This window comes from Micromonospora sp. NPDC047557 (assembly GCF_043205095.1).
Lineage (GTDB): Bacteria > Actinomycetota > Actinomycetes > Mycobacteriales > Micromonosporaceae > Micromonospora.
This window is the reverse complement of the sequence record NZ_JBIDDK010000007.1, coordinates 61,069-85,456: the sequence shown is the minus strand read 5'-3', so window position 1 is coordinate 85,456 and position 24,388 is coordinate 61,069. Positions and strand designations below refer to the sequence as shown.

General features: G+C 73.0%; 23 protein-coding genes and 1 riboswitch. Of the genes, 12 read left to right on the top strand and 11 right to left on the bottom strand.

The window, feature by feature from the left end; translation table 11 throughout:
* Positions 1–2: 2 nt before the first annotated feature.
* From pstB to ACGGAQ_RS18285, 4 genes are all read left to right on the top strand, one after another.
* Positions 3–779 carry a phosphate ABC transporter ATP-binding protein PstB gene (gene pstB, locus ACGGAQ_RS18300; RefSeq protein ID WP_088987405.1) on the top strand — a complete coding sequence of 259 codons (777 nt, stop codon included), beginning with the start codon at positions 3–5 and terminating at the stop codon, positions 777–779.
* 105 nt (positions 780–884) lie between these two features.
* Positions 885–1,988: a sensor histidine kinase gene (locus ACGGAQ_RS18295; RefSeq protein ID WP_393050620.1), complete on the top strand. Its 1,104-nt coding sequence runs from the start codon at positions 885–887 to the stop codon at positions 1,986–1,988.
* Positions 1,985–2,662 carry a response regulator gene (locus ACGGAQ_RS18290; protein WP_393050617.1) on the top strand — a complete coding sequence of 226 codons (678 nt, stop codon included), beginning with the start codon at positions 1,985–1,987 and terminating at the stop codon, positions 2,660–2,662. Before ACGGAQ_RS18295 ends, ACGGAQ_RS18290 begins: the two co-directional genes overlap by 4 nt.
* A 74-nt stretch (positions 2,663–2,736) precedes the next feature.
* Positions 2,737–4,266: a tannase/feruloyl esterase family alpha/beta hydrolase gene (locus ACGGAQ_RS18285; protein ID WP_393050614.1), complete on the top strand. Its 1,530-nt coding sequence runs from the start codon at positions 2,737–2,739 to the stop codon at positions 4,264–4,266.
* Positions 4,267–4,318: 52 nt separating this feature from the next.
* Here the strand turns inward: ACGGAQ_RS18285 and ACGGAQ_RS18280 are convergent, their stop codons facing one another.
* Entirely contained in the window at positions 4,319–5,152 is an 834-nt protein-coding gene (locus tag ACGGAQ_RS18280) for an NUDIX hydrolase (RefSeq protein ID WP_393050611.1), read from the bottom strand.
* A 173-nt stretch (positions 5,153–5,325) separates the two neighbouring features.
* On the opposite strand from ACGGAQ_RS18280, the gene ACGGAQ_RS18275 reads away from it, so the two are divergent.
* Positions 5,326–6,294: a Gfo/Idh/MocA family protein gene (locus tag ACGGAQ_RS18275; RefSeq protein ID WP_393050608.1), complete on the top strand. Its 969-nt coding sequence runs from the start codon at positions 5,326–5,328 to the stop codon at positions 6,292–6,294.
* Between the two features lie 51 nt (positions 6,295–6,345).
* Here ACGGAQ_RS18275 and ACGGAQ_RS18270 read toward each other — a convergent pair whose 3' ends face one another.
* The 3 genes from ACGGAQ_RS18270 to ACGGAQ_RS18260 form a co-directional block, all read right to left on the bottom strand.
* Positions 6,346–7,353, bottom strand: coding sequence for an anion permease (locus ACGGAQ_RS18270; protein WP_393050605.1), 1,008 nt, complete (start codon positions 7,351–7,353; stop codon positions 6,346–6,348).
* 4 nt (positions 7,354–7,357) lie between these two features.
* Positions 7,358–7,984 (bottom strand): DUF47 domain-containing protein, encoded by a 627-nt coding sequence (locus ACGGAQ_RS18265; protein ID WP_007465788.1) that lies wholly within the window; start codon positions 7,982–7,984, stop codon positions 7,358–7,360.
* A 127-nt stretch (positions 7,985–8,111) separates the two neighbouring features.
* A complete protein-coding gene (locus tag ACGGAQ_RS18260) occupies positions 8,112–9,062 on the bottom strand; it encodes a PPK2 family polyphosphate kinase (protein WP_393050601.1) in 951 nt (316 codons plus the stop codon).
* A gap of 198 nt (positions 9,063–9,260) precedes the next feature.
* Between ACGGAQ_RS18260 and sigJ the strand changes: the two genes are divergently transcribed.
* Entirely contained in the window at positions 9,261–10,226 is a 966-nt protein-coding gene (sigJ, locus tag ACGGAQ_RS18255; RefSeq protein WP_393050598.1) for an RNA polymerase sigma factor SigJ, read from the top strand.
* A gap of 12 nt (positions 10,227–10,238) precedes the next feature.
* Here the strand turns inward: sigJ and ACGGAQ_RS18250 are convergent, their stop codons facing one another.
* Positions 10,239–10,745 (bottom strand): DUF402 domain-containing protein, encoded by a 507-nt coding sequence (locus ACGGAQ_RS18250; RefSeq protein WP_393050595.1) that lies wholly within the window; start codon positions 10,743–10,745, stop codon positions 10,239–10,241.
* 100 nt (positions 10,746–10,845) lie between these two features.
* Between ACGGAQ_RS18250 and ACGGAQ_RS18245 the strand changes: the two genes are divergently transcribed.
* Entirely contained in the window at positions 10,846–13,050 is a 2,205-nt protein-coding gene (locus ACGGAQ_RS18245; RefSeq protein WP_393050592.1) for an ATP-dependent DNA helicase, read from the top strand.
* Between the two features lie 4 nt (positions 13,051–13,054).
* Here the strand turns inward: ACGGAQ_RS18245 and ACGGAQ_RS18240 are convergent, their stop codons facing one another.
* Complete coding sequence (locus ACGGAQ_RS18240) at positions 13,055–14,497, bottom strand: AI-2E family transporter (RefSeq protein WP_393050590.1); 1,443 nt, start codon at positions 14,495–14,497, stop codon at positions 13,055–13,057.
* A 15-nt stretch (positions 14,498–14,512) separates the two neighbouring features.
* Between ACGGAQ_RS18240 and ACGGAQ_RS18235 the strand changes: the two genes are divergently transcribed.
* Positions 14,513–14,851: a co-chaperone GroES gene (locus ACGGAQ_RS18235; RefSeq protein ID WP_354861475.1), complete on the top strand. Its 339-nt coding sequence runs from the start codon at positions 14,513–14,515 to the stop codon at positions 14,849–14,851.
* Between the two features lie 92 nt (positions 14,852–14,943).
* Positions 14,944–15,111, top strand: a complete 168-nt coding sequence (locus ACGGAQ_RS18230; protein ID WP_354861473.1) for a hypothetical protein — start codon at positions 14,944–14,946, stop codon at positions 15,109–15,111.
* Positions 15,112–15,127: 16 nt separating this feature from the next.
* Here the strand turns inward: ACGGAQ_RS18230 and ACGGAQ_RS18225 are convergent, their stop codons facing one another.
* Entirely contained in the window at positions 15,128–16,609 is a 1,482-nt protein-coding gene (locus tag ACGGAQ_RS18225; protein WP_393050586.1) for a PrsW family intramembrane metalloprotease, read from the bottom strand.
* 23 nt (positions 16,610–16,632) lie between these two features.
* Positions 16,633–16,753: riboswitch (SAM riboswitch) on the top strand.
* A gap of 46 nt (positions 16,754–16,799) precedes the next feature.
* Here ACGGAQ_RS18225 and ACGGAQ_RS18220 point away from each other — a divergent pair.
* Positions 16,800–18,068: an aminotransferase class V-fold PLP-dependent enzyme gene (locus tag ACGGAQ_RS18220; RefSeq protein WP_393050584.1), complete on the top strand. Its 1,269-nt coding sequence runs from the start codon at positions 16,800–16,802 to the stop codon at positions 18,066–18,068.
* A gap of 9 nt (positions 18,069–18,077) precedes the next feature.
* Here ACGGAQ_RS18220 and ACGGAQ_RS18215 read toward each other — a convergent pair whose 3' ends face one another.
* On the bottom strand, positions 18,078–19,313 hold the full coding sequence (locus ACGGAQ_RS18215; RefSeq protein ID WP_393050581.1) for an aromatic acid exporter family protein: 1,236 nt from the start codon (positions 19,311–19,313) through the stop codon (positions 18,078–18,080).
* A gap of 105 nt (positions 19,314–19,418) precedes the next feature.
* On the opposite strand from ACGGAQ_RS18215, the gene ACGGAQ_RS18210 reads away from it, so the two are divergent.
* Entirely contained in the window at positions 19,419–20,075 is a 657-nt protein-coding gene (locus ACGGAQ_RS18210; protein ID WP_393050578.1) for a metal-dependent phosphohydrolase, read from the top strand.
* Here the strand turns inward: ACGGAQ_RS18210 and ACGGAQ_RS18205 are convergent.
* On the bottom strand, positions 20,047–20,331 hold the full coding sequence (locus tag ACGGAQ_RS18205) for a DUF4031 domain-containing protein (protein ID WP_393050575.1): 285 nt from the start codon (positions 20,329–20,331) through the stop codon (positions 20,047–20,049). The two genes, ACGGAQ_RS18210 and ACGGAQ_RS18205, sit on opposite strands and share 29 nt — an antisense overlap.
* Positions 20,332–20,387: 56 nt before the next feature.
* Here ACGGAQ_RS18205 and ACGGAQ_RS18200 point away from each other — a divergent pair, with 56 nt between their 5' ends.
* Entirely contained in the window at positions 20,388–21,788 is a 1,401-nt protein-coding gene (locus ACGGAQ_RS18200; RefSeq protein WP_393050572.1) for an FAD-binding oxidoreductase, read from the top strand.
* A 9-nt stretch (positions 21,789–21,797) separates the two neighbouring features.
* Here the strand turns inward: ACGGAQ_RS18200 and ACGGAQ_RS18195 are convergent, their stop codons facing one another.
* Positions 21,798–22,334, bottom strand: coding sequence for a hypothetical protein (locus tag ACGGAQ_RS18195; protein WP_393050569.1), 537 nt, complete (start codon positions 22,332–22,334; stop codon positions 21,798–21,800).
* An 89-nt stretch (positions 22,335–22,423) separates the two neighbouring features.
* The gene (locus tag ACGGAQ_RS18190) at positions 22,424–24,238 is read right to left on the bottom strand and encodes a glycerol-3-phosphate dehydrogenase/oxidase (RefSeq protein WP_393051110.1); all 1,815 of its coding nucleotides are present in this window, start codon (positions 24,236–24,238) and stop codon (positions 22,424–22,426) included.
* Between the last annotated feature and the right edge of the window lie 150 nt (positions 24,239–24,388).

Sequence of the window (24,388 nt, the reverse complement as noted above, 5' to 3'; positions counted from 1 at the left end):
CCATGGCCAAGCGCGTCTCCGCCTCGAACGTCACCGCCTACTACGGCGGGTTCAAGGCGATCGAGAACATCAACCTGACGGTCGAGCCGAAGACGGTCACCGCTCTCATCGGGCCGTCCGGCTGCGGCAAGTCGACCTTCCTGCGGTCGATCAACCGGATGCACGAGGTGCTGCCGGGGGCCCGGGTCGAGGGCAGCCTGACCATCGACGACCAGGACATCTACCACCGGGACGTGGACGTCACCGCGGTCCGGCGCACCATCGGCATGGTCTTCCAGCGGCCGAACCCGTTCCCCACCATGAGCATCTTCGAGAACGTGGTGGCCGGGCTGAAGCTCAACGGCGTCCGCAAGAAGTCGATCCTGGACGAGGCGGCCGAGAAGGCCCTGCGCTCGGCGAACCTGTGGGACGAGGTCAAGGACCGGCTGGGCAAGCCCGGCGCCGGCCTGTCCGGCGGTCAGCAGCAGCGGCTCTGCATCGCCCGGACCATCGCGGTCGAGCCGCAGGTCGTGTTGATGGACGAGCCCTGCTCGGCCCTGGACCCGATCTCCACGCTGGCCATCGAGGACCTGATGTTCCAGCTCAAGGACAAGTTCACGATCATCATCGTGACGCACAACATGCAGCAGGCCGCCCGCGTGTCGGACCGGACCGCCTTCTTCTCCATCGAGAAGACCGGCGACCCGGGCCGTCTCATCGAGTACGACAACACCCAGAAGATCTTCAGCAACCCGAGCGTCAAGAAGACCGAGGACTACATCACCGGCCGCTTCGGCTGAGCCTCCCTCTTCCCTCCGCGACGTAGGCGGTCCGTCTCCGGACGGACCGCTTCGTCGTTCCCGCGGCCGATGACCGTCGATCCGTGAGCTGCCTACGATCACCGGGTGCGCTCACCCGGCAGGCTCCTGCGCGGATGCCGGCCCGACCTGCGGGTCGCCGTCGGCCTGTTCGTCGTGCTCGCGGCGCTGATCCTGGTCACGCCGAACGGGCCACACCACGCGCTCGGGTACGCCGTCGCCATCGCACTGGCGGCGGTGCAGGCCGGCACCATCGCGGTGCTGCGCCGCCACCCGGAGGCCGCGATGGCGGTGGCCGTCCTCGCCGGGATCGGCATCGAGTCGCTCAGCCCGGCCATCGGTTGGCTCGGTCAGGTCGCCGCGGTGCTCGCCGGGTACGCGCGGCGGAGGCCCCCGTCGCGGTCGCTGTGGGTGCTCGGCCTGCTGCTGGCCGGGACGCCCTGGAAGCTGGCGCACGGCGACTGGCGCAACGTGCTGCTCGCGATCGCCGGCCCGGCGCTCGGCTGGACCCTCGGTGAGCTGGGCCGGACCCGCGCGCTGCGCCGGCAGGACTCCGAGCGCCGCATCGTCACCCAGGAACGCGAACGGATCGCCCGCGAGCTGCACGACGTGCTGGTCCACACGGTGTCGGTGATCGTCGTGCAGGCCGGTGCCGCGCAGGACGTCTTCGACCGTCGACCCGACCTGGCCCGCGCGGCGCTCACCTCGATCGATCTGGCGGCCCGGTCCACCCTGTCCGAGCTGCGGGTGCTGTTGCAGACGATGAGCGCCGACACCGAGCCCGGCTCGGCCACCCCGCAGCCCGGTCTGGCGCAACTGGACACGCTTGCCGCGTCGCTGGGGGCCACCGGGCTGACCGTCGAGCTGGACCGGGAACCGGCCCTGTCACCGTTGCCGGCGGCGGTGGACCTCTCGTCGTACCGGATCGTGCAGGAGTCGCTGACCAACACGCTGCGGCACAGCCAGGCAACCCTGGCCCGGGTGACGGTGCGGTGCTCGCCCCGGTCGGTACGGCTGGAGATCCGCGACGACGGCCCGGCCCGTCCGAGCGGCCGGGTCGACCGTTCCGCGCACCGGGGGATCGTGGGGATGCAGGAACGGGCCCGGCTGCTGGGCGGGACGCTGGACGCCGGGCCGGTGCCGGGCGGCGGCTTTCGGGTACGGGCGGACCTGCCGCTCACCTCGGCATGACGGCGGCCATCCGGGTGTTGATCGCCGACGACCAGGCCCTCGTGCGGGCCGGGTTCGCGATGATCATCGAGAGCCGCGAGGACCTCGCGGTGGTCGGCGAGGCGGGCGACGGCCTGGAGGCCGTGGCGCTGGCCGGGCGCCTGCGACCGGACGTGATCCTGATGGACGTACGGATGCCCCGGCTGGACGGCATCGAGGCGACCCGCCGGCTGGTCGCCGCCGGCCAGGCGGCGAGGATCATCATGCTGACCACGTTCGACCTGGACGAGCCGGTGTTCGCGGCGCTGCGGGCCGGTGCCAGCGGCTTCCTGCTCAAGGACATCCGCCCCGACGAGCTGGCCGCGGCGGTACGGGTGGTGGCGCGCGGTGAGGCGCTGCTCGCACCGACCGTCACCCGGCGGCTGCTCGACCGGTTCGCCAGCGAACTACCCGGCGGCACTCCCCCGCCGGCGCTCGACGCGCTCAGCGCGCGTGAGATCGAGGTGCTCACGCTTGTCGCGCGGGCGCTCTCCAACGACGAGATCGCGGAGCGCCTGGTCCTCAGCCGGGCCACCGTCAAGACCCACCTGTCGGCGATTCTGCTCAAGCTCGGTCTGCGCGACCGGGTGCAGGCGGCCGTGCTCGCCTACGAGTGCGGCCTGGTCCGGCCGGGCACCGCTCCGCCCCGGGGATGACCGTGAGTCCCGTCCCGGGACCGATCCGAAAGGCACGCCGAACTGCCTAATCTCCCTCCAAAGAGGAGGGAAGCATGATCCGAACTGTTCTGGCGCTGCTGACCGCCGTACCCCTGATCGTCACGCCGGGAACCGCCACCGACCCGCCCACCGACCGGTGCGCGGGGTTGGCCGGGGCGCGGATCCCGCAGGTGTCGGTGACGTCGGCGGAGCGCGACACCAACGCCGAGGGCCAGGAATTCTGCATGGTGCAGGGGGTGATCCGGCCGCAGACACGGTTCACCGTCAAGCTCCCCGTCTCCGGATGGACGGGGCAGTACGTGCAGCAGGGCTGTAGCGGGCTGTGCGGCACGGTGCCCGACCTGACCCTCCCGCTCTTCGGGTTCCAGTGCGCGGCCGCGCGCGACGGCAGGCTGGTGCTGGCCTCCGACGACACCGGGCACACCGGCGACCCGCAGACCAGCGAGCCGGCGACCTGGGGCGCCGACCCTCGGGCGCGACTGGAGTTCGGGCTGCTGTCCGAGCACCGGCTGCGGCGGGTGGCGGACGCGGTGATGGTCGCGTACTACGGGCACGGGCCGACGTACCGGTACTTCGACGGCTGCTCGACCGGCGGCCGGCAGGGGCTGATGCTGGCGCAGCGGTTCCCGTCCGACTTCGACGGCATCCTGGCCGGCGCACCGGTACACAACCTGGCGCCGCTGGCGCTGCTCAACGCCTGGGTGGTGCTGCGCAACACCGACGCGTCGGGCCGGCAGATCCTCGGTCCGGAGAAGATTCCCGCGCTGCACGAGGCGGTTGTGCAGAAGTGCGGCTCGGTCATCGAGGATCCGCGGCAGTGCGATTTCCAGCCGTCGTCGCTGCGCTGCCCGGGTGGCACGGACCGGCCCGACTGCCTCACGCCCGCCCAGGTGGCGGCCGTTGTGGCGTTCTACCGGGGCCCGAACGGCCTCTACCCCGGAGGCATGCCGTACGGATCGGAACTGGGCTGGATCGACGAGTTCGTGGTGCGCTCCGGCTCCCCGGTGGACGGCAACACCGGGAGGATCGCCCTCAACTACCTGAAGTACCTCGCGTACCCGCAGAATCCACCGGCCGACTTCCAGCTGAACGACGTGCGGTTCACCCGGGCCACGTTCGACCGGCTGAACGTGCTGGGGGACGCCATCTACAACGCCACCGACGCGGACCTGTCCGAGTTCCGCGATCAGGGCGGCAAGCTGATCCTCTACCACGGCTGGGCGGACCCGTCCGTCCCCCCGTTCTCGACTGTCGACTACTACGCGGCCGTGCAGCGCCGCGGCGGCAGCGAGGCGTTCACGCGGCTGTACATGGTGCCGGCCGGCTACCACTGCCTGTTCGGGCCGGAGCCGACCGAGCATCCGTCGGAGGTCGGCATCCCGGAGTTCCTTCAGCCGCTGATGGACTGGGTCGAGCGCGACGTCGCTCCGGGTGACATCGACGTCCTCACCTACGCACCCAATGCGGAGCCGGACCAGCAGTTCGTCCGCTTCCTCACGGTGGCGCCGTTCGACGCGCTGGCGCCGGCACACGCCGCCCCGGGCAGCCTCAACGCCAACTACCGCTACGTCGGGCACTACTGACGGGCCGCCGGTCCGCCGTACCCGCAGGGATACGGCGGGCCGCCGGCTGGGGTCAGCCGAGCACGAAGCGGGGCTCGCCGTCGGCCGGCAGGTCCAGGCGCGGGGTGATGGGCGTGGCGGCGTCCCGGTCGGCCGCCGCTCGCGCCACCCCGGCCAGGTCGCCGGCCGCCGCCACCTGGGCCAGCGTGACCAGGGTCGGCGGCAGCATGGTCAGCTCGCCCGCCTCCGCGCGGGCCAGCGCGTCCGCCGGGCGGATCCAGAGGGTGTGGTCGGCCTCGCCGGAGACGTCGCGGGTCCGCTGCCCCGCCGGCAACAGAGCGACGAAGAAGTACGTGTCGAAGCGGCGCGGTTCGAACTCCGGGGTGATCCAGCGGCTCCACGGCAGCAGCAGATCCGACCGCAGCGTGAGGTGACGGTCGGCGAGCAGAGCCGCGAAGCCCAGCCGACGCCCCTCCAGGTCCTGCCGGGCCGCCTCCCAGTCGTCGCCGCTGACGTCACCCACCACCGTCGCCGGATCCGGGCCGGCGAGCAGCACGCCGGCCTCCTCGAAGACCTCCCGGGCGGCGGCACAGACGATCGCCTGGGCGGCGTCCGGGGCCACGCCGAGCCGGTCCGCCCACTCGGTCGGCGTCGGGCCGGCCCAGTCCACGTGCGCCGCCGAGTCGGAGCGGTCCACCCCGCCGCCGGGGAAGGCGTACATCCCGCCGAAGGTCATCGCGGCGACGCGGCGGATGACGTACACCTCGAAGTCGGTGTCGGTCGGACGCAGCAGCAGCACGGTGGCCGCGACCCGCGGCGTCGCCGGGGTGCCGCCCTCGGCCTGGAACCGACGGGCGTGCTCGACCAGGGCGGCGGGCGCGGCGAAGCCGTCACTGTCGATCGTCATGCCGCGAGCCTAGTTCCCCGACCCGCCGCCACCGGCCGGCGTGCGCCGGTGGGCTCCGCTCGACCGCGGCCTGCGAGGTATGTCGTCGCGGTGAGGAGCACCGAGGTCTCGACGGATGAGCTGGGCGGCGGCCGGGCAGCGGGCGGTTCACCCGGCTCGGCTAGCGTGCCGGCATGACTCGTTGGGGCATCCTGGCCACCGGCCACATCGCCAGCCGTTTCGCCGAAGACCTCCGGCTGGTGCCGGACGCCGAACTGGTCGCGGTCGGCTCCCGCTCCGCCGACAGCGCGCAGCGGTTCGCCGACACGTACGGCGCGAAGCGCGCGTACGGCTCCTGGGTGGAGCTGGCCGCCGATCCGGAGGTCGACGTGATCTACGTGGCGACCCCGCACGCGGCGCACCACGAGGCGGCGCTGACCTGCCTGACCGCCGGCCGGGCGGTGCTGCTGGAGAAGCCGTTCACCCTCGACCTGGCCACCAGCACCGAGCTGGTGGACACGGCCCGCGCCGCCGGGGTCTTCCTGATGGAGGCCATGTGGATGAGGACGAACCCGCTCATCCTTCGCGCGGTCCAGCTGATCGCCGAGGGTGCCATCGGCACGGTACGCAATGTCCGGGCCGACTTCGGGGTGGCCGGGCCGTTCCCGCCGGAGCACCGGATGCGCAACCCGGCGCTGGGCGGGGGCGCGCTGCTCGACCTGGGGATCTACCCGATCAGCCTGGCGCACCTGCTGCTCGGCGTGCCGCAGCACATCCGCTCCTGGGCGCACCTGGGCCCGGAGGGGACCGACGAGAACACCGGCATCGTCTTCGGGTACGACAGCGGGGCGGTGGCCACGCTGAGCTGCGGCATGGTCGGGGCGAGCTCGTTGGCCGCCTCGATCACCGGCAGCACGGGCCGCATCGACCTGCCGGAGCCGTTCTTCCGGCCGGGTTCGCTGACCCTGCACCGGGACGGCTTCGCGCCCGAGACGATCTCCGCCGAGGAGGCCGGCAACGGCTACCAGTACGAGGCGATCGAGGTGCAGCGCTGCCTGGCCGCCGGGCTGACCGAGAGCCCGTTGGTGCCGCACACCACGACGCTTGAGGTGATGACCCTGCTGGACACGGTGCGTGAGCAGATCGGCGTCCGCTACGAGTGACACGTTCGGCCCCGGTCGCGATGACCGGGGCCGTTCACGTGCCTGGTCCGGTCAGCCGAACAGCGGCCGGACCAGCAGGTAGGCGACGCAGGCGATAAGCGCTGCCGCCGGGAACGTGATGATCCAGGCGATCACGATGTTGCCTGCGACGTTCCAGCGAACCGCGGAGAGGCGCTTGGTCGCGCCCACACCCATGATCGCCGAGGTGATCGTGTGGGTCGTGGAGATCGGCGCCTTCAACACCAGGGCGTTGAAGTAGAGCACCGCGCTGGCCACCGTCTCGGCGGCGAAGCCCTCCGGAGGCCCAAGGTCGATGATCTTGCGGCCGAGGGTCCGGATGATCCGCCAACCACCGGCGTACGTGCCGAGCGCCAGCATGGTGGCCGACGTCCAGAACACCCAACCCGGGATGTGCGTCTTGCTCTCCTGGAAACCGCCGGTGTAGAGCGCCAGCACCACGATGCCCATCGTCTTGGCGGCGTCCTGCATACCGTGGCCGACCGACATGGCGGCCGCGGAGACGGTCTGCGCCCAGCGGAAGCCCCGGTTGAGCTTGCCCGGCTGCCCCTTGCGGAACAGCCAGAGGATGGCCAGCATCAGCAGGTAGCCGAGGGTGAGGCCGACGATCGGCGACAGCACCATCGGCAGGATGACCTTCTCGCCGATGTTGCCCCACTGCACGATGCCGCCGGCGGACAACAGGGTCGCGCCGACCAGGCCGCCGAAGAGCGCGTGCGAGGACGACGACGGCAGGCCGAAGTACCAGGTGATCAGGTTCCAGGCGATGGCGCCGAGCACCCCGGCGAAGACCACCCCGAGGCTGCTCACCCCCGTAGGGAGGGTGACCAGGCCGTCGCCGACGGTCTTGGCGACCCCGGCGCCGAAGTGGGCGCCGACGAAGTTGCCGACCGCGGCGAGGCCGAGGGCGATCCGGGGTGTCAGCGCCCGGGTGGAGACGCTTGTCGCGATCGCGTTGGCAGCGTCGTGGAAGCCGTTGGTGTAGTCGAACGCCAGGGCCACCGCGATCACCGCCAGGACGGCGATGAGTTCGGGAGTCACCGGCTCAGGACTCCTTGACCGCGATGGTCTCGACCGTGTTGGCCACGTGCTCGAAGGCGTCGCAGGCGGCCTCCAGCTCGTCGGCGACCTCCTTCATCTTCAGCACCGTCAACGCGTCGTACTCACCCGAGAAGAGGCGGACGAGCAGCTGCCGGTTGATCCGGTCGCCCTCGTTCTCCAGCCGGTTGCACTCGATCCAGTAGTCCTCGAGATCCTTCATCGACTGCAGCCGGGGCATCGCCTCGGCGGTCAGCTTGGCCTGCTGGTCGAGCACGTTGACCATCTCGTGCAGCTCCCGGGGCAGCGCCGGCAGCTCGGTCAGCCCGTACAGGTACAGCAGGTCGCCGACCGCCTCCAGGTGGTCCATCACGTCGTCGAGCAGCGAGCCGAGCCGGTAGATGTCCTCCCGGTCGAACGGCGTGATGAAGGTCGAGTTGATCTTCTTGTACAGATCGTGCGTGATCTGGTCGCTGTCGTGCTCGACCTCGGTCAGCCGCTCGCTGACCGACTGCACGTCGACACCGGGCAGAGCCAGCTCGTTCAACAGCGCGGTGCCCCGGACCAGGTTCTGCGCGGCCCTGGTGAAGAGCTCGTAGAAGGCGCCCTCGGTGGGGCGGAAGGAAAACTTCACAGCACAGACCTCGTCGCGTCGGTGGAAGGGTGGCGGCGTCCGTAGGCGTCCGCTCGGTGAATGCTAGGAAACGCCAGAACCGCAATTTCGCCGGCCCACCCCTGGCCAGGCCACATTCACCGCTCGTTCACCTGCTGTTCATCTCGGCCGTCCCAACCGTCCCCGCTCCCCCAGCAGCCAACCGCTCACGCTCGCGCGCCACGTCGAAATCGGCAGGCGGATACCCCAGATCGAGCGTGTCGAACGTCTCCCGGAGCAGGTGCGCCACGGCCCAGTCCCGATACCACTTGCGGTCCGCCGGCACCACGAACCACGGCGCGGCCTCCGTGCCGCACCGGCTCAGCGCCTCGGCGTACGCGGCCTGGTAGTCGTCCCACTGCGCCCGGGAGTCGACGTCCGACGGGTTGTACTTCCAGTGCTTGTGCGGATCCGTGAGCCGTTCCAGCAGCCGCTCGCCCTGCTCGGCGTACGAGATGTGCAGCATCACCTTCACGACGGTCACCCCGTCGTCGACCAGCTCCCGCTCGAAGGAGTTGATCTGGTCGTAGCGGGCCCGCCAGATCGCCTCCGGCACCAATGACCCGACCCGGGCGATCAACACGTCCTCGTAGTGTGAGCGGTTGAACATCCCCACGTACCCGGGCGGCGGCAGCTCCCGGCGGATCCGCCACAGAAAGTCGTGCCGCAGCTCCTGCGGGGTCGGCGGACCGAACGACCGGATGTGCAGGCCGAGGGGGTTCATCGCGCCGGCCACCCGCTTGATCGTGCCGTCCTTGCCACCGCAGTCCATCGCCTGGAGCACCAGCAGCACCCGGCGCGCCGGGTGCTCCGAGCCGGCCTTGGCCATCGCGAAGAGCATCTCCTGCTGCCGGCCCAGCTCCTCGCCGACCAGCTCCACCTGCGCACGGGCCCAGGTCTTGCGGTGTTCGCCGATCACCTCCGTCGGCGGCAGGCCGGGCGTGGACCGGGGATCGATGGCGGCGAGATCCACCGGCGCGGTGACCCGCAACAGGTCCCGCACGGACCCGCCGTCCGGCGCCACGACCCGCTCGCTCTGTCCTTGCCGGGTTTCGCTCATCCTCGGATCATCGCCCACCCGCCGGCCATCCGCCCGCCGAGGCCCACCGGCCCACCGAGGCCCAGCCCGGGCCGACCGGCCCACCAAGGCCCACCCAGGGCCCGCCCGGCCCACCGTCACGTCCGGGGCCGCTGGCGCGTCCGGTTGGTTGGAGGATGTGCGCCAGGGCACGTGGCGCTCGGGGGAGGGTGGTGGGTCGTGCGGGATCTGGCGACGGAGTTCGAGGCCGAGCGGAGCCGGCTGCTCGCGGTGGCCCACCGGATGCTGGGCAGCCGCAGCGAGGCCGAGGACGCGGTGCAGGAGACCTGGCTGCGTTACGCCGGGGCGCTCGCCCATCCGGCCGCCCGCGCCGAGATCCGCGATCTCTCCGCGTGGTTGACCACCACCTGCGCCCGGATCTGCCTGGACGTGCTGCGCTCGGCGCGGGTCCGCCGCGAGGCGTACCCCGGGCAGTGGCTCCCGGAACCGGTCGTGAGCCCGCTGGGCGGCGGCGAAGCCAGCGGTGGGTACGCCCCCGACCCCGCCGAACGCGCGGTCCGCACCGATCAGGTCGGCACGGCGCTGCGGGTGCTGCTGGAACGGCTCGCGCCCGAGCAGCGGCTCGCGTTCGTGCTGCACGACGTGTTCGCGGTGCCGTTCGCCCGGGTGGCGGACGTCCTCGGCACCAGCGAGGTGGCCGCCCGGCAGCTCGCCTCCCGGGCCCGCAGGGCCGTCGCCGCACCGGACGCGCCCCGGCACACCGCCGACCCGGCCGAGCAGCGGCGCGTCCTCGCGGCGTTCGTGGCGGCCACCGAGTCCGGCGAGCTGGATCCGCTGCTGCGGGTGCTCGCGCCGGACGTGGTCCTGATCGGCGACTCGGGCGGGCACTTCCCGACGGCCCGCCGGCCGGTGGTCGGCGCGGACACGGTGGGCCGCTTCACGCTCGGCCTGTTCGGCCGGACCGGGCGCTACACGCGACGGATGCGGGCCCGTCCGGTGCTTGTCGACGGCGTCCTGGGCCTGCAGGTGGAGACGGCGCACAGCGACGGGCGACCGATCCGGCTGGTCACCGCGTTCTCGGTCGACGGCGGCCGGATCACCGGCATCTTCAACCAGCTCAACCCGGAGAAGCTGGCCGACCTGCCGCCGCTGGGCGACGACGACCGGTGGCCGCCGCGTTGGTGAGCTCGCGCCGGCTCAGACCACCAGCGCCAGCCACTTGCGGTACGACGTCGCGAACGGCTCGGTGCCGTCGCCGAGGGCGCCGTACAGCCACTGGGCCGCCGCCTCGGCCTCGACCACCACGTCCTGCGGGTAGCCGAAACGGGCCCGGTGCTCGGCGAACTCGTCCTCGTCGAGCAGTTCCACCAGGCCGGTGGCCCGCCGCCGGACCACATCCAGGTCGAGGTCGATCAGGTGGACGGTGTCGTCGGACTCCCAGCGGGCCGGGGTGGCGATGTCGCAGTAGACCTCGCTGGTCCGCGGCGGCGGGTTGAACATGCACGTCCACCAGGCGTGGTGCGGCACCAGCAGGACGAAGGGGATCTTCTCCACCGACGGTCGGCCGTGGTAGACCGACTCGGTGCCGAACGGGACGCCGAGCCAGACGCCGAGGTCGTCCTCGGCGAGGCGACGGGCCGGGTAGTCACGGTGCGCGCTGCCGTCGTACTTGCGGTAGATCACTCGGACCACGTCGCTCGGCATGATTCGCACCCTAACCGATACTGCCCACGCGTCGTAGCACGCCCGTAACCGGACGGGGTGGACCAGTGGGGTCGATGGGTGGTCCGCGCCACGCGGGCGGATGGGCGCGGTCGGTGTCGGCGGCGGCGGGTACCGTCGCACGGTGACCCCGCCCCGCACCGCCACCGGTTCCGCCTCCCCGTCGGCCCGCGGTGGAAGCCGGCGGCGGGGTGCCCGGCCCAGCGGCACGGAGCTGCTCGCGGCGGCGGTCGGCGCGGTCCCCGGCGGCACGGCGCGGCCCGGCCAGCAACAGATGACGACCGCCATCGAAGAGTGCGTGACAAGCGGCGAGCACCTGCTCGTGCAGGCGGGCACCGGCACCGGCAAGTCGCTTGCGTACCTCGCGCCGGCTCTCACGGTGGACGGTCCGGTGGTGGTCTCCACGGCCACCCTGGCGTTGCAGTCCCAGCTCGTCGACCACGACCTGCCCCGGCTGGCCGACGCCGTCGAGCCGCTGCTCGGCCGCCGGCCCACGTTCGCGGTGCTCAAGGGCCGGCACCACTACCTCTGCCTGGCCCGGCTGGACAACTCCACCGAGGACGAGCCGGAGGACGCCCTCTTCGACGCCCCGGCCTCCCGCCCCGGCGGCGGCACGAAGTGGCTCGGCGAGGCGGGCCGGCTGGGCAAGCAGATCGAGCGGCTGCGCGACTGGGCCGAGAAGACCGACACCGGCGACCGCGACGAACTGGACCCGGGCGTCGACGACCAGGCCTGGCGGCTGGTCTCGATGCCGTCGCGGGAGTGCGTCGGCGCGGCCCGCTGCCCGTTCGGCGCGGAGTGCTTCGCCGAGGCGTCCCGGGCCCGCGCCCGCGAGGCCGACATCGTGGTGACCAACCACAGCCTCCTGGCGGTCGACATGCTGGCCGACCGGCACATCGTCCCGCCGCACAAGCTGCTCATCGTCGACGAGGCACACGAGCTGGCCGACCGGGTCTCCTCGGCCGCCCAGGCCGAGCTGGTGCCGGAGCTGATCGACCGGACCACCCGGCGGGCCCGTACGCTGCTGCGGCCGGAGACCGCCGACGCGCTCACCGCCGCCGGTGACGCCCTCGCCGTCGGGCTGGCCGAGGCCCCGGCCGGTCGACTCACCGCCGGTCTGCCGACGCCGCTGCGGGAGGCGTGCACGCTGCTCGACGCGGCCACCCGCTCCGCCCTGGACGCGATCGGCGAGATCAAGTCAGATGATCCCGACCCGGTCCGCAAGCAGCAGGCCAAGGCCGCGCTGGACGACCTCTCCACCACCGCCCAGCGGCTCCTCGAAGAGGCCGACCACGACGTGGCCTGGGTGGAGAAGAACGACAGCGGTAGCCGACGGGCCCTGGTGGTCGCACCCCTGTCGGTGGCCGGCACCCTCGCCACCCACCTGTACGACGAACGCACCGTCGTGGCCACCTCGGCCACCCTGGCGCTCGGCGGCCGGTTCGACACGGTGGCCCGCGCCCTCGGCCTGGACGCGCCGCCACCCGCACCGCCGTCCCCGGCAGCTGCCGCGCAGGCCGCCCGCACCGCCCCGGGCCGTCCGGTCGCCGAGGCGCCCGGCCGTCGGCTCGCGGGCGACACCAACCCGGGGTCCGTCGTGCCGGCGACCGAGGGGCCGGGTTGGCGCTCGCTGGACGTGGGTTCGCCGTTCGACTACGCCCGGCAGGGCATCCTGTACGTCGCCGCGCACCTGCCCCGGCCCAGCGTGTCCGGGCTGCCCGACGCGGCCGGGGAGGAGCTGCTCGGGCTCGTCGAGGCGCTCGGTGGTCGTACTCTCGGGTTGTTCTCCTCGCGGCGGGCCGCGACGCAGGCGGCGGAGCTGCTGCGCGCGCGGACCGACCTGCCGGTGTTGTTGCAGGGCGAGGAGGCGCTGCCGCTGCTGGTCCGCCGTTTCCGCGAGGAGCGGTCCAGCTGCCTGTTCGGGGTGATGTCGCTCTGGCAGGGGGTGGACGTGCCGGGCGACGCCTGCCAGCTCGTGGTGATCGACCGGCTGCCCTTCCCACGGCCCGACGAACCGCTCGCGGCGGCCCGCGCCGCTGCCGTGGACGCGGGCGGCGGCTCCGGCTTCGCCGCGGTCAGCGTGCCGATCGCGGCGGTCCGGTTGGCGCAGGGAGTGGGCCGACTGATCCGGGCCACCGGCGACAAGGGGGTCGTCGCGGTGCTCGATTCGCGCCTGGAGACGGCGCGGGGCTACGGGCCGTTCCTGCGCCGCTCGCTGCCCCCGTTCTGGTACACGACCCGCCCCGAGGTAGCCCGCGGCGCCCTGCAGCGCCTCGCCACCACCTGACCCGTCAGGGGGCCTGCGCGGCGACGACCACGGCGTCGGGTGGGGTGTCCGGGACCGTGCGGGCGGCCAGTCGGCGTACGGCGGTGTTCAGCACCGCGATCAGCGGCACCGAGACCAGCGCGCCGGTGATGCCCGCGAGCACCACGCCGGCCGCGATCCCGATGATCACCGCGAGCGGGTGGATGGCCACCGCCCGGCCCATGATGAGGGGCTGGAGCACGTGCCCCTCCACCTGCTGCACACCGATCACCGCACCCAGGATGATCAGCGCGGTGACCGGCCCGCTGTCGACAAGCGCCACCAGCACCGCCACCCCACCGGAGAGCGCCGCGCCGACGATCGGGATGAACGCGCCGAGGAACACCAGAGCCGCCAGCGGGAAGGCGAACGGCACGTCGAAGATGACCAGGAAGATGCCAATGCCGACCGCGTCGATGAAGGCGACCAGCACGGTCGCGCGGACGTACGCGACGAGGGTCTGCCAGGCGGCGCGGCCGGCGTCGTCGACCTTCCACCGGGCGGCCACCGGCAGCAGCCGGACGAGGAAACGCCAGATTTTGTTGCCGTCACGCAGGAAGAAGAACGTCGCGAACAGCACCAGCAGCGTGCCGGTCAGCACCTCCGCCAGCGTCGCCGCGGTGCTCAGCGCGCCGCTGGTGAACTTCGAGGTGTTGTCGTTGATCCAGCCCTGCGCCTCGTCGATGTAGCGGTCGAGCTGCGTGTCGGACAGGTGCAACGGGCCGGTCTTCAGCCAGTTCTGGATCTGCCGGACGCCCTGCGAGGACTTCTCACTCAGCTCCGGTACGCCCTGGATGAACTCGTTCACCACCAGGGTCAGCGTGCCGATAACGCCCGCCAGACCGCCGACCAGCACCACGGCCGTCGCCAGCGAACGGGGCAACCGGGCCCGCAGCAGCCAACCGACGGCCGGCGCGAGCAACGCCGAGAGCAGCAACGCGATGGCCAGCGGGATGATCACGATCCGGACCGTGCCGACGATCCGGAGCAGCGCCCACGCCACCACGCCGATCACGATCAGCCGCCAACACCAGGCGGCGGCGATTCGCAGCCCGTGCGGCACGTCGGCGTCGTCCCGGCTGGACGTCGAGCTGTGCAGGTCCACGCCAGGCTCCGCGCCGACGACCGTGGCCTTCGACGGGGCGGCGGGCCCGGGAACGGCCGGCGAGGCCACCCCGGCCGTCTCCGGCGCGTCGCTCGGCGTCTCCTGAGCCGCGCGAACCGACTCCTGTTCTGACCGGTAGGCGCGGCGCAGCCGCCCGCGTACCCGCTCGAAGCGGCTCAAGCGCACCTCCTGGCAGAAGAGTCGTCCGCCCACGGCGACAGGTCGGACAGCATACGTCCGTTCCCCACACCGTAGGGCAGTTTCCGCCACACAATGCCCGGACGGCCAGGGACGTAACCACCGGCGGCCGGTCCCCCGCGACACGGTAGCGTCTGCCCCGTGACCGCCGACCAGGATTTCGACTCCGGCCTGCCGATCCGCCTGCTGCACGACCGCGTGCTGGTACGCATGGACGGCAGCGAGGGCGAGCGCCGTTCCACCGCTGGCATCGTCATCCCGGCTACCGCCGCGGTCGGCAAGCGCCTCGCGTGGGCCACCGCCGTCGGCGTGGGGCCGAACGTCCGCGCCATCGTCTCCGGCGACCGGGTGCTCTTCGACCCGGACGAGCGTTCCGAGGTCGAGCTGCACGGCCGCGGGTACGTGCTGCTGCGGGAGCGCGACGTGCACGCCGTGGCCGCCGAGCGGGTCGAGAACGACTCCACCGGCCTCTATCTCTGACGCACCTCCCCCGGCCAGCGGGCGCCACCGCGCCGTTTGCCAGCCCGTGGCGCGGGAAGCCAGCCGGCGACCGTTGGCCCTGGGGAGGGACGATGCCGGTATTCGTGAAGAAACTGCTGGCCTGGGGCAGCGTCGCGTTCCTGATCTACTTCATGGCGTTCCGGCCGGACGGGGCCGCGCAGATGTTCAAGGGGATCGGAGCCGCGCTGATGGCGATGGCGCAGGGGCTCGGTGACTTCCTCACCACCCTGATGACCTGACCCCCGCCAGCGCCTGTCAGGGGTGACCGGGCGGCCACGGCGCCGGGGGGCGCAGGCCGTGCCAGCCGGGCGGCGCGTAGCCCATGGGGGGCGGCGGCGGGGCGAGCACCACCGGGATCGGCACGACCGGCTCGTCGGGCGCTTCCACCGGCCGCTGCGTACCGTCCGGGAAGCGCAGGTGGTAGCGGCTGCCGTCCCAGACACCCACCGGCGCCTGCGGGTCACGCCCCACGAAGAACGACCGGTGCGCGGTGATCGCCTCCAGCAGTTGCCGTTCCTCGGCGACCGCCCGCTCCCGGTCGGCGGGCTTACGGTCCAGACCACGAAGAGTCCCGTCGCGCAGCAGGGCCAGCCGCGTCGCGGCGAGCTGGTACCCGCGCATCGCCCGCACCCCGGCGTCGCCGGCGACCCGGCGTGCCCAGCGGCGGGCCGCGTGCCGACGGCCCAGGCTGCTCAGGGCGGCCACCTCGGGCGGGCTCAGCCAGCCGGCGCGCACGTAGTCGGGCAGGGTCCGCTCGGTGAGCCGCCCCTCCCAGGCGCGCAGCCACACGGCCAGCCCGACCGTGCCGAAGAACACCGGCACCATCAGGCCCAGGAAGCCGTACAGCATGATCACCGCTTCGCCGGTGGCCTGGGTCAACGTCGGCAGCAGGTTCCACGTGCCGTGCAGCATCATCGCCAGCAGCAGGCCGGCGATGGGGGCGAGCACGCGGACCCGCCGGTCGGCCGTGCGCGAGGCGATACCGAGCCCCACACCGGTCATCGAGGTGAAGAGCGGATGGGCGAACCCGAACAGGAGGATCCGCACGATGAAGATGGCGATCACCTGCTGGGTGCCGGTCGCCGGACCGTACCGGTCGGCGCCGGCCGCATAGCCGTACCCGCCCAGGTAGAGGATGTTCTCCACCATCGCGAAGCCGACCGCGGAGAGCCCGCAGTAGACCAGGCCGTCGGTGATGCCGGACCACTCCCGACGCCGGAACACCAGCAGCAGGATCGGACCGAGGGCCTTGGTCAGCTCCTCGATGAACGGCGCCACCAGCACGCCGGTCAGAGCCTCCGGCAGCCCCCAGTCGGCGAACCGCCCGGCGGCGAACTCGTTCACGTTGAGGGAGGCGGCGGTGGAGACGAACGCGCCCCAGGCGAAGCAGAAGATCAGATATTTCAGCGGTTCCGGCTCGTACCGGTCCAGCCAGAGGAAGCAGGCGACAAGCACCGGCACCGGCAGGATCGCGGCGACCACCCCGATGAGCAGCGCGTCGAGGCCCAGCGACTGGCCGAGGGTGATGACCATGAAGACCGCGCACGCCGCGATGAGCAGCACCACCCCGGCCAGCACCAGGTACCGCAGCCAGACCAGTCGGCGCGGCGGCATCCGGGGCGCCGCCACGACCGCCGGATCGGCGGGCGTGGGCGGCGACGACGGCAGGGGTGCACCGGGCGGGGTGTCGGCCATGCGGTCAGCGTAGCCATCCCCCGCCGGCTGGTCCGGTCGCATCCACAGCCGCTATGCTGCCGGCAGGTCACGAGCGCCAGCGTCAAGCCCCGGCTTGCTGGCCGGCAACCCTCGTCGAGTTCGCGGTGGGGTGCCCCGGGTGATGACCGGGCCCAGCCCGATCGGCGTGCTGGGCAAGCGCGGACCCCGTCCCGACACCGCACCCGGGGTCCCTGACCCCGGAGGTTCCGGCGTGTCCGTCACCCTCGTACCCTCGCTGCCCGCCCTGCCCACCGTCGCGCCCAGCCCGTTGGCGCCGCTCGACGTGCTCGGCGTACCCGGCGAGATCAACCTCGACTACGCGGCCACCGCGCCGTGCGCGCGTGCCGCGGCCGACGCGGTGACCGAACTGCTTCCCTGGTACGCCAGCGTGCACCGCGGCGCGGGAGCGCTGTCGCGGCGCTGCACGCTGGCCTACGAGCGGGCCCGGCAGACGGTCGGCGACTTCTTCGGCGCCCGCGACGACGACCACGTGATCTTCACTCGGAACACCACCGACGCCCTCAACCTGCTGGCCCGGGCGCTGCCCGCCGGCACGACAGTCGTCACCTTCGCGGGCGAGCACCACGCCAACCTGCTGCCCTGGCCCCGCGGCTCGGTGCGCCTGTCGGTGCCCGCCGACCCGGCCGGGGCGGTACGCGCTCTCGCCGCCGCCCTCACCGAGCTGCGCCGCGACAGCAACCCCGCGCTGCCGGTGCTGGTCGCCGTCACCGGGGCGAGCAACGTGACCGGGGAGCTGTGGCCCGTCGCCGAGCTGGCCCGGGTGGCCCACCGGCACAACGCCCGGATCGTCCTCGACGCCGCACAGCTCGCGCCGCACGCCCCGGTCGACCTGCACACGCTCGACGTGGACTACCTGGCCGTCTCCGGCCACAAGCTGTACGCCCCGTTCGGCGCGGGTGTGCTCATCGGCCGGGCGGACTGGCTGGACGCCGCCGCGCCGTACCTGGCCGGTGGCGGTGCCACCAGCCACGTCGGGCCGGCCACCCACGATGTGACCTGGGCGAACGGCCCGGCCCGTCACGAGGGCGGCACCCCGAATCTGCTGGGAGCGGTGGCGCTGGCGGCGGTGTGCGCGGCGCTGGCCGACGCCGACCGGGTCGCGCTGGCCGCCCGTGAGCAGGCGCTGCTGGCCCGGCTGCGCACCGGCCTCGCCGCCCTGCCGCACGTGGTGGAGTTGCGTACGTTCGGCCCCGACGCGCCCCGGGTCGGCATCGTCTCGTTCGTGGTCGCCGGCTGGGACTCCGCCGCGGTGGCCGCCCGGCTGGCCGCCGAGCACCGGATCGGCGTACGGGATGGGCTGTTCTGCGCCCATCCGCTGGCCCGGCGGCTGCTCGGCGAGGCCGCCGGGCGTACCGGCCGGCGGGATCTTCCGCCGACCGCGTTGCGCGCCAGCATCGGTCTGGGCAGCACCGCCGCCCAGGTCGACTGGCTGCTCGCCGCGCTCGCCGAGCTGGGCTGAGCCCAGCGCTCAGCCGACGGGCGGGGCGGTGGGTGGCTTCGGTGCCTCGCCCGGCTCGGCCGGTTCGCCGGGCGGCCGTTCCTGCTCCCCGAAGGCCGTCCGGATGCACCGGTTCGCCTCCTCCTGCTCGACACCCGAGGCCACCAGCAGGTCACTCGCCGTGGTCCGGATCTGGGCGATCACGACACTGCCGGAGAAGCCGACTCCCGCCCCGTACGCCCGGCCGGCCTCGCTGACCGCCCGCAGTGACCGCTCCCGCGCCTTGCGCGGCTCCTCGCCCACCGCGAACTCGTGCTTGAGCAGCCGGACCGACTCGGCGAGGTGGCCGATCGCGTCCGGCATCGGGTCGGGCACCGGCTCGTCGTCCTCGATCAGGGTGACGGACCGGCGGATCAGCGTGCCGGAGTTGCGCATCGCGCGGTCGATCGGGTCGGCCGCCTCCGCGTAGTGGGTGAGCTCGCCGCGGCGGTGCCAGCGGGCCGGCGACAGGGTGGCCGTCTCCTTCGCGCCCTCGATCGCCTCGCCCAGGGTGGCCAGCTCGTCCTTGTTGTTGCGCAGCTGCTCCAGCGCCCGCTGGATGCCGGCCCGGTCCCGGTGGCGCAGCCCGTCGGCGGTGGCGTCGAGCTGGGCGGCGAGCAGGTCCAACGCCGGGCGGGCGGCCCGGTTGATCACCCGGAGCGGGTTCAGCGGCAACAGGACCGCCGTCACCAGCAACGCGATGCCGCCGCCGAGAAACGCGTCGATGAAGCGCGGGATCTCCAGGTTCTGGGTGGACGGGCTCAACGTCACGATCAGCACCGCAGTGGCCGCCGCCTGGATGACGATGGCCACGCTCGCCCCGGCGAAGATGGTGAGCAGGATCGCCACCGTGACCACCAGGCCGAGCTGCCACGCGCCGGTGCCGAGGAAGTAGATCAGGAGGTCGCCGACGAACACCCCGACACCCACCCCGACGATCAGCTCGACGGTCCGGCGGAACCGTTGCCCGACCGACGCGGCAAGCGTGCCGACCGCGGAGATCGGTGCGAAGACCGGTTGCGGATTGCCGAGCACCTTGTGCGAGATGAGGTACGCCAGACCGGCCGCCAACCCGGCCTGGACGGCCAGCCCACCCGCCATCCGCACCCGGTGCAGCCGGTCGTGCAGGGTCGCCCGGCCGCGGTGCCGCAGTTGCTCGGTGGCCTCGGCGATGCGCGCACCGTCGACGTCCACCAGGCCCTCGCGCAGCGGGGTACGCCGCACCATCGGAGGTCTTCTGTCCCGGGCCACCGCCATGGGCGCGACTACCCGTGGCAGGCCCCCTGAATCCTCCCGCCCGCGTGCGGCGCGCGGATGCGGCAGACTCGGGCGGTGGCCGATCTGCTGGACCGGTGGCGGGCGGCGGCCCGCGACGCCGGGGCGAGACCCGACGAGCGCTCCACCCGGACCGGGGAGGAGCTGCTCGCCCGGTGGCGGGAGCCGCACCGGCACTACCACACGGTGGCGCACCTGAGCGTCGTCCTCGACGTGGTGGACCGGCACGCCGCGCTGGCTGAGCGGCCCGACCTGGTCCGGTTGGCCGCCTGGTGCCACGACGCGATCTACGACCCGCGAGCCCTGGGCGACACCAACGAACGGGACAGCGCCACGCTGGCCGGGGACCTGCTCACCGGGCTCGGGGTGCCGGCGCCCGCGGTGGCCGAGGTGCGCCGGCTGGTCCTGCTCACCGCCGGGCACGCCGTGGCACCCGACGACCGGAACGGTGCCCTGCTCTGCGACGCGGACCTCGCCGTGCTGGCCGGGCCGCCGGCCACCTACGACCGCTACGCGGCGGCGATCAGGCGGGAGTACGCGCACGTTCCCGAGTCGGCCTTCCGGGCTGGACGGGCCACCGTGCTCACCGGGCTGCTGGCGCTGCCCGCGCTGTTCCGGCTGCCGCCGCTCGCCGACCGGTGGGAGCAGCCGGCCCGCGACAACCTGCGCCGTGAGCTGGCCGCACTCACCGGGCCGCCGGCGATCCCGGCGTGATGAGGTGCTTCGGGCGACGCAGTCCGGCGTCGCGCAGCAACCGCACGAGTTCCCGGCTCGGCACCACCCGGGCCCCGAGCCACACCGCCGCCGCGAACCGGTCGGCCGGGATGTCATAGTGGTCCCGGTCGAAGCCGCGCCGGGGTGCGCCCAGCGCCTCGGCGAAGGCGTGCAACTCGGCGTAGGAGACGTCGCTGATCAGGTGCGACCAGAGTCGACCGCGCCACGGCCAGGCCGGCCGGTCCAGGTAGAGCATGGTGCCCAAGCTAGCCCGCGTTGATGATCGGTGGTCGGCGACCTAGCCTCGGCGGCATGGCCCCCACCGGACTCCTCGACGACCTGCGCGCCGCCCTGGGCGAGAACGCCGTACTCACCGACCCGGACCTGCTACGCCTGCACCAGCGCGACGAGGCCGACCTCTGCGCCGCCGGCGTCCCCCTCGTGGTGACCCGCCCGCGCAGCACCGAACAGGTGGTGGCGGTGATTCGGGCGGCGGCCCGGCACGGCGTACCGGTGGTGCCGCAGGGCGCGCGGACCGGGCTGGCCGGCGCGGCGAACGCGGTGGACGGCGCGGTGGTGATCAGCACCGTCGCGATGGACGAGATCCGGGAGATCGACCCGGTGGGCCGTATCGCGGTGGTCCAGCCCGGCGTGGTCAACGCCGCGCTCGCCGCGGCGGTCGCCAAGCAGGGTCTCTGGTACCCGCCGGACCCCGGCTCCTGGGAGTCGTCCACGATCGGCGGCAACGTGGCCACCAACGCCGGCGGCATGTGCTGCGTGAAGTACGGCGTGACCACCGAGTACGTGCTCGGCCTGGAGGTGGTGCTCGCCTCCGGCGAGGTGCTGCGCACCGGGCGGCGTACCGCCAAGGGGGTGGCCGGCTACGACCTGACGCGGCTCTTCGTCGGCTCGGAGGGCACCCTCGGCGTGATCACCGAGGTGACCGTGGCGCTGCGGCCGGCCCCGGCCGACTCGCTGACCCTGGTGGCGGTCTTCGGCTCCACGGCGGCGGCCGGCACGGCGGTGGCCCAGATCGCCGCGCGGGGCCTCACGCCCAGCCTGCTCGAACTGCTGGATCAGACCCACCTGCGGGCGATCCAGGCGTACCAGCCGATGGGGTTGCGGACCGACGCGCAGGCCCTGTTGCTGGCCGCCGCCGACACCGGCAGCCGGGCGGGCGACGACCTGGCGGCCCTGGCGCAGGTGTGCGAGGCGGCCGGCGCCGAGGAGGTCTACGCGGCCACCGACGCGGTGGAGGCGGCGGCGTTGTTGCAGGCTCGCCGCCTCGCCCACCCGGCGATGGAGAAGTTCGCCGCCGACACCCACCCGGGCGGCAGCGGTGGCCTGGTGATCGACGACGTGGCGGTGCCACGGGGCGCGCTCGCCGCGCTGCTGGACGGGGTGGCCCGGATCGCGGCGGACTGCGAGGTGCCGATCGGTGTGGTGGGGCACGCCGGGGACGGCAACATGCACCCGAACATCGTCGTCGACCGGGCCGACCCGGCGAGCGTCGAGCGGGGCCGGCGGGCGTTCGACGAGATCATGCGGCTCGGCCTCGACCTGGGCGGCACCTGCACCGGCGAGCACGGGGTGGGGCTGCTCAAGCGGGACTGGCTGGCGGCCGAGATCGGTCCGGTCGGCGTCCGGGTGCACCAGGCCATCAAGGCGGCGCTGGACCCGGCCGGCCTGCTCAACCCGGGCAAGGTGCTCTGAGGGGCTGCTTCAGCCCTTGACTTCGGCGGGCGTCGCCTGGGTGAGCAGCAACAGGATCTCCCCCGCCACCGCCGGGCGTTCCTCACCCGGGCAGTCCTGCGAGGTGATCAGCCCAGACGAGGTGAGCAGGCTGGACGTCAGCGCGTCGATACAGGTGGTCCGGTATCGCCGGACCTGGTCGGTCTCCTCGGCGAGCCGGGGGTCGGCGAGCAGCACCTGAAGGCGTTCGGTCTGCTCCGCGGCCAGCCTGCCCCGGGAGGTGACCCCGTCGCCGGCACAGTCGAGGCACTGCCACGAGCCGTCCCGCTCGACGCTCAACGTGCGCAGCGGGGCGTCGGCGCCGAGCCGTTGGATCAGGCTGACCTGGCCAGCGGCGACCGTCGTCGGGATCTCGGGTGCCGGCACACCTGCCGCCGTGCCGGCCGGCGGTTGGGCGACCGGCGTCTCGGCGTCATCGCGGTCGAACAGCGAACATCCGGCCAGGGCGACGGCGAGCACCACGGCAAGCAGGGGGGTGAGGAGACGGGGGCGCGCGCGGTACAGCACGCGCGGAAACCTACCCCACCGTAGGTAGCGTTCGAAACCACCATCCGGGCCGGTATCGATAGTTACCACTCGGTAACGTTACATTTCGGTCATCGCGACGTGGGGCGCAGCTCGGCCTGGTCGTCGTCACCCCGATCCGCCGCGTAACCCCGTACGTCAGGTACGCCGAGTCGGGCCGCGTCCGCCCCGGCGTCGTCCGGCATCAGTTGGGACTGCCGCTCCGCCTCCACCCGCGCGCGGTAGTGCTCGACCTCGCGGGCGCTCCTCGCCGCGTCCCACCCGAGCACCGCGCCCATCAGCTCGGCGGTGTGCTCGGCCGACTCCAGGCCGCGGTGGCTGGTCTCGAAGGAGATCCGGGTACGCCGCGTCAGCACGTCCTCCAGGTGCAGCGCGCCCTCGGCCCGCGCCGCGTAGGCGACCTCCGCCGCCAGGTATTCCGGGGCACCGGCCAGCGGGGACGCCAGCAGCGGATCGGCGTCGATCAGCGCCAGCAGGTCGAGCGTGAGGGTGCCGTACCGCTCCAGCAGGTGCTCCAGCACGCCCACCGGCACGCCGTGCCGGCGGGCCAGGTCGGCCCGGTCGCGCCACATCGCCGGGTAGCCGTCCGCGCCGAGCAGCGGCAGATCGGCGGTACGCGACGCGCGGGCGCCACCCAACCGGCGTACGGCTCGGTCGACCACGTCGGACGCCATCACCCGGTACGTCGTGTACTTGCCGCCGGCGACCAGCAGCAGCCCGAGCATCGGCTCGAACACGGCGTGCTCGCGGGAGAGCTTCGACGTGGAGTCGGCTTCACCGGCCAGCAACGGCCGCAGCCCGGCGTAGACGCCCTCGATGTCGGCGGTGGTCAACGGCCGGTCCAGCACGGTGTTGACCTGCTCCAACAGATAGTCGATGTCGCTTGCCGAGGCGGCCGGGTGGGATCTGTCCAGTCGCCAGTCGGTGTCCGTCGTGCCGATGATCCAATGCCCGCCCCACGGGATGACGAAGAGCACCGACCGTGCCGTCCGCAGGATGAGCCCCGTCTCGCCGGTGATCGCCGAGCGGGGCACCACCAGGTGCACCCCCTTCGAGGCGCGCACCCGGACGCCGGGCCGCAGACCCACGTCGTTGAGCATCCGGGACATGTCGTCGCTCCACACACCGGTGGCGGCGATGACCGTGCGGGCCTGCACCTCGAACTCGGCGTCCGGGGACCCGGCTGGCGCCTCCAGGTCACGGACCCGTACGCCGGTGACCTCCCGGGCCTGGCGGATCAGCCCGACGGCACGGGTGCTGCTGACCACGGTGGCGCCGAGGCTCGCCGCGGTGCGGGCCAGGGTGACGACCAGCCGGGCGTCGTCGACCTGCCCGTCGTAGTAGCGGATCGCCCCGGCCAGCGCGTCGGCCCGCAGGCTCGGGAAGATCCGCCGGGCTCCCTCCCGGGTCAGGTGCCGGTGCAGCGGCATGCCCCGGCCACCACCGAAGAGACCGGCGAAGGCGTCGTACGTGGCCACGCCCGCGCCGTAGTAGGAGCGGCGGAAGATCCGGGCGGGCAGGTCCCGCAGGCCCCGGCCGGCCGGCAGCGGCACCAGGAACGGCACCGGGCGGACCAGGTGCGGCGCGAGCCGGGTCGCCAGCAGGCCCCGCTCGGTCAGCGCCTCGTGGACCAGGTGGAACTCCAACTGCTCCAGGTAGCGCAGCCCACCGTGGATGAGCTTGCTGGATCGGCTCGACGTGCCCGAGGCGAAATCGCGCGCCTCGACCAGGGCCACCTTCAGGCCTCGGGACGCCGCGTCCAGGGCGGCGCCCGCACCGGTCACCCCGCCCCCGATGACCAGCACGTCGAAGCGCTCGGCGCGGAGTCGGCGCAGGTCGGCCGTACGGCGGACCGGCGAGAGCTGACCGGCGACGGATCGGGAGATGTTGGGGTCACGCACCCATCCACCGTAACCGCCGTGCCAGCCGTCGACATGTGCCGCCCCGCCGCGCCTCCGTTTCCCCTCGACCGCCCGCAGACCTTGGACAGTTTCCGTCAGCGGCTAACGGAAACTGTCCAAGATCTGCGCCGTCCT

Excerpts from the sequence above, each read along its gene's own strand:
- pstB (WP_088987405.1), top strand. The coding sequence starts at position 3 with ATGGCCAAGCGCGTCTCCGCCTCGAACGTCACCGCCTACTACGGCGGG.
- ACGGAQ_RS18290 (WP_393050617.1), top strand. The coding sequence starts at position 1,985 with ATGACGGCGGCCATCCGGGTGTTGATCGCCGACGACCAGGCCCTCGTG.
- ACGGAQ_RS18285 (WP_393050614.1), top strand. The coding sequence starts at position 2,737 with ATGATCCGAACTGTTCTGGCGCTGCTGACCGCCGTACCCCTGATCGTC.
- ACGGAQ_RS18280 (WP_393050611.1), bottom strand. The coding sequence starts at position 5,152 with ATGACGATCGACAGTGACGGCTTCGCCGCGCCCGCCGCCCTGGTCGAG.
- ACGGAQ_RS18275 (WP_393050608.1), top strand. The coding sequence starts at position 5,326 with ATGACTCGTTGGGGCATCCTGGCCACCGGCCACATCGCCAGCCGTTTC.
- ACGGAQ_RS18260 (WP_393050601.1), bottom strand. The coding sequence starts at position 9,062 with ATGAGCGAAACCCGGCAAGGACAGAGCGAGCGGGTCGTGGCGCCGGAC.
- ACGGAQ_RS18250 (WP_393050595.1), bottom strand. The coding sequence starts at position 10,745 with ATGCCGAGCGACGTGGTCCGAGTGATCTACCGCAAGTACGACGGCAGC.
- ACGGAQ_RS18245 (WP_393050592.1), top strand. The coding sequence starts at position 10,846 with ATGGGCGCGGTCGGTGTCGGCGGCGGCGGGTACCGTCGCACGGTGACC.
- ACGGAQ_RS18230 (WP_354861473.1), top strand. The coding sequence starts at position 14,944 with ATGCCGGTATTCGTGAAGAAACTGCTGGCCTGGGGCAGCGTCGCGTTC.
- ACGGAQ_RS18225 (WP_393050586.1), bottom strand. The coding sequence starts at position 16,609 with ATGCGACCGGACCAGCCGGCGGGGGATGGCTACGCTGACCGCATGGCC.
- ACGGAQ_RS18215 (WP_393050581.1), bottom strand. The coding sequence starts at position 19,313 with ATGGTGCGGCGTACCCCGCTGCGCGAGGGCCTGGTGGACGTCGACGGT.
- ACGGAQ_RS18205 (WP_393050575.1), bottom strand. The coding sequence starts at position 20,331 with ATGCTCTACCTGGACCGGCCGGCCTGGCCGTGGCGCGGTCGACTCTGG.
- ACGGAQ_RS18200 (WP_393050572.1), top strand. The coding sequence starts at position 20,388 with ATGGCCCCCACCGGACTCCTCGACGACCTGCGCGCCGCCCTGGGCGAG.